The following is a 3,619-nucleotide window of genomic DNA, read 5'->3' as shown; positions in this document are numbered from 1 at the left end:
GATATATATAATGACTACCGAATTCTATATGAAATGTTTCGTGATGAGGAATATAAACATATCATGCGAATTATTGTTAGAAAACTAAAGCAGATTTCTAGTAATGATGGAAAGAGCACCGTTTAGCTTTGATTACCGAAAATGAACAATAGATAGGCGATATATGGAACACCCAAAAATAGAATGATCTTAAACATGACTTTTAATACTTGACTGTACGACTTAATAATGATGCTTTCTTCATTGTTTACATCCTCTTTAATGACTTCAGCTAATCTAGTAATATTCATAGTTTTTCTCCTCCAATGATAGAATTCAGCACCAAAACTTTTTCTTATGGATATTTATATGCTTGTCAGCAATAAACATGTCAGGAGAAAAAAATAATTTAAAGGTAAAGCTTACTTGAAAATGATTATTGTTAGCATGAATTTTAGGAGAACGTCATACATTCTCTACAAAGGGGGCGGTGCTGTGAGAGAAATTGAGGTTATTATTGATACGGAGGAAATAGCAGATTTTTTCTTTCATGAGCTAACAAGAAGAGGTTATGTGCCTGCTGAAAATGAATTAGAGGATTTGGCAGATATCGTTTTTGATTATTTATTGCAAAAGTGCATTATCGATGAAGAAATTGACCATGATTAATATAGAAAAAATGACGAGAGTTCTCGTCATTTTTAGCTAAAAGCGAAAATAATATTTTATTACATAATGAATGATCTATTCCTTTGATTGATAGGCCTCTTTATTGACAAGATTAGGAGGCTTTTTTCCTTGTAACCCATCTGTTAAGTTTCTTGCTGCAAGCTCCCACATTTTCGTCCTCGTCTGAATACTGGCACTGCCGATATGAGGAAGAGTGACTACATTAGTGAACTGCAATAAAGAATGATCAATTGGGATGGGCTCCTGTTCAAAAACATCTAGTCCCGCACCCCAAATCATTCCCTCTGATAAGGCTTGTACAAGATCCGCTTCGTTTACAATGCCGCCTCTCGCTGTATTGATTAGTATCGCGGTCTTTTTCATTTGTTTCAATTCTTTTAATGTGATCATATTCTTAGTTTGATTAGTAAAGGGTGTAAGTACACAAACAATATCTGATGTTTGCAATAATGTATCGAGGTCAGCATATTGAATACCAAGCTCGGCTTCTACTAACGGCTTAGGAGTTCTGCTATAATATAATATGTTCATATTAAAGCCTTTCGCTCTTCTGGCTACAGCTGCTCCAATTTCACCTAAACCAATAATCCCTAATGTTGATCCGTATACATCCATTCCAGTCAGATACATTGGTGACCATGTTTTCCAATTTCCTTCACGTAAGCTATTAGATGCTTCAATCAATCTTCTTGAAGTTGCAAGTAAAAGCGCAAATGTAAGATCGGCCGTTGTTTCAGTCAATACACCGGGTGTATTCGTAACTATGATTCCCCGAGAACTAGCTTCTTCTATTTGAATATTATTATAGCCGACAGCTAAATTGCTAATTACCTTAAGATTGCTGCCTTGATCTAGCAACTCCTTATCAATATTCTCAGTAAGTAAACTAAGCAAACCATCATATTGATGGATAATATCCATTAATTTCTCTCTTGGTATTTCTTCATCCTCTGAATCCCAAATATCAACTTGAAAGTTCTCATTTAAGTAATCTAACACATGCTGAGGAGGCTTTCGCGTAATAAATAGCTTCTTGTTAATAAAAATCATCCCCAATCAAAAAATGAAATTTATTGAAAATTTTGTTCAATTAACATTATTGTATCATTACCCTATCAATCATGTAGGTAGATAAATAAAGATTTCCGAAATAATTTTTATATTTATGAAACCTTTAAATTAAGAGATTCGTATTATTCTTGACTGAGCGACTTAATAAAGGAGGAGTATGGAATGTCATTTTTTAATAAAGTTTTGGCAAGTGTTGGAATTGGGTCAGCAAAGGTGGATACGAAGCTAGTTCAGGATACAGTTACACCAGGCGGTGAAATTAGAGGGGTTGTTGAAATTCGGGGAGGAAATGTAGAACAAAAGATTGATGCTATTTACTTGTCAATTAACACAACCTATTTGAAGGAGTCAGATGATAAAAAGTACACAGTCACAGGTTTAATTGACCGTTTTCAAATTACTGCATCATTTACTCTCCTGGCTAATGAACGTAAAGAAATCCCATTTTCCTTCATCATTCCATCAGATACTCCACTATCTATCGGTAAGACAAAGTTATGGGTTTCGACAGGCCTGGATATTAAAAATGCAGTTGATCCTACTGATAAAGATTATCTTCGGGTTGTACCTAATGAACTTATGGATTCTGTATTTCAAGCAATAAATAGTTTAGGCTTTCGGTTGAGGGAAGCAGAATGTGAATACGCATCTAGCCGTTTCCGCAGCAGATTGCCATTTATTCAGGAGTTTGAATTTGTCCCAACCTCTGGTCCATTCCGAGGCCGTTTGGATGAATTAGAAATTACCTTTTTCCCAATTTCAAGCAATGAAATTCAAATATTAATGCAGGTTGACAGGAAAGTAAGAGGATTAGGAAGCCTATTTTCTGAAGCACTTAATCTAGATGAATCACATGTGCGTTTCTCTGTAAACCGAGTGGATATACCGAATATGCAGCAAAGAATTCAATCTATCATTCAGCAATACTCATAAATTGATACAAAAAAATGAGCCCTGTGATTCAAATTAGGGCTAATTTTTTTTGAATTAACTATTCTTTAATAACGGGAGAAATAAAACTAGTAAACTTATAGCTCGGCTTTCTAAATTCTTCGTCAGATATAATGCCGTGTACGCCTAAACGTTGCATGACTGGGAATTGGTACTGCTTTTTAATTGTCCAGGAAAAAATATCAAACCCTAATAATTGTGCCTTATTAATAAAGGCTTTCGTTAATAATTGGTGATGAATGGAAAGGAAGGAGGCATAAGGCCTATATGATGCCAATTGCAGTAAATCTAAAGGCTTGTTTAATAATAGTCCAGTTGCAATGTCAGGCACAAGTTCCTTTAATTGTTTCAGCTCGTTAATGTTAAAGGATTGAACTTTTACTGTTTCCGGATCTAACCCATTATTAATATGGTCGTTTAATATATTTGATAGAATATCTATCATTCCCGGCTGTTTATCAGGAGACTTTACATCAATTAATATGCCAATTTTCTTACCAAAGATATAGAGTACTTCTTCAAGCAGTGGAATCCTTTCATCCGTGAAATCTTTCGAAAACCATGATCCCGCATCAAGCATTTTCAATTCCTTCACTGTGAAATCACCGATATACCCTGCCCCGTTAGTCGTCCTTTTTACATCCTCATCATGAATAACAACTAATTGCTCATCCTTACTTAGCCTTACATCAAGCTCAATATAATCAAAACCAAGATCAACCGCTTTTTGAAAGGAAGCAATTGTATTTTCAGGAGCATAATAGGAGGCACCCCGATGAGCAATAGACTTGAATGGGTGTAGTGGCTGCAGATAATAAAATAGGTTAGAAGTCACTAACCAAAGACCAAGAAAGATGCAGGTTAAAACAGGTCTTTTAATAGGCGAAGTTATGATCATTTCAAAGCCCCCTTTATCATATTTTTATAT

At 35.0% G+C, this 3,619-nt stretch carries 5 protein-coding genes and 1 pseudogene; 3 read left to right on the top strand and 3 right to left on the bottom strand.

Going from position 1 to position 3,619, the window contains the following annotated elements:
* Positions 1-126, top strand: a pseudogene (locus tag V7149_RS26490) (hypothetical protein); the annotation flags it as partial.
* On the opposite strand, the gene V7149_RS09590 reads toward V7149_RS26490, so the two are convergent.
* Entirely contained in the window at positions 123-290 is a 168-nt protein-coding gene (locus tag V7149_RS09590; RefSeq protein ID WP_335345411.1) for a hypothetical protein, read from the bottom strand. The pseudogene V7149_RS26490 and the gene V7149_RS09590 sit on opposite strands and share 4 nt — an antisense overlap.
* A gap of 184 nt (positions 291-474) precedes the next feature.
* Between V7149_RS09590 and V7149_RS09585 the strand changes: the two genes are divergently transcribed.
* Positions 475-648: a YozD family protein gene (locus V7149_RS09585; protein ID WP_335345410.1), complete on the top strand. Its 174-nt coding sequence runs from the start codon at positions 475-477 to the stop codon at positions 646-648.
* Between the two features lie 75 nt (positions 649-723).
* Here V7149_RS09585 and V7149_RS09580 read toward each other — a convergent pair whose 3' ends face one another.
* Positions 724-1,719, bottom strand: coding sequence for a 2-hydroxyacid dehydrogenase (locus V7149_RS09580; protein ID WP_335345409.1), 996 nt, complete (start codon positions 1,717-1,719; stop codon positions 724-726).
* 183 nt (positions 1,720-1,902) lie between these two features.
* On the opposite strand from V7149_RS09580, the gene V7149_RS09575 reads away from it, so the two are divergent.
* Positions 1,903-2,673, top strand: a complete 771-nt coding sequence (locus V7149_RS09575) for a sporulation protein (RefSeq protein ID WP_335345408.1) — start codon at positions 1,903-1,905, stop codon at positions 2,671-2,673.
* A 58-nt stretch (positions 2,674-2,731) separates the two neighbouring features.
* Here the strand turns inward: V7149_RS09575 and V7149_RS09570 are convergent, their stop codons facing one another.
* Positions 2,732-3,589, bottom strand: a complete 858-nt coding sequence (locus V7149_RS09570; RefSeq protein WP_335345407.1) for a glycerophosphodiester phosphodiesterase — start codon at positions 3,587-3,589, stop codon at positions 2,732-2,734.
* Between the last annotated feature and the right edge of the window lie 30 nt (positions 3,590-3,619).

It is taken from the genome of Bacillus sp. JJ1503 (assembly GCF_036965125.1).
In the GTDB taxonomy this organism is placed as follows: Bacteria; Bacillota; Bacilli; order Bacillales; family Cytobacillaceae; genus Cytobacillus.
Note: the sequence above shows the minus strand (reverse complement) of the source record. Positions and strands in the feature narration are given on the sequence as shown.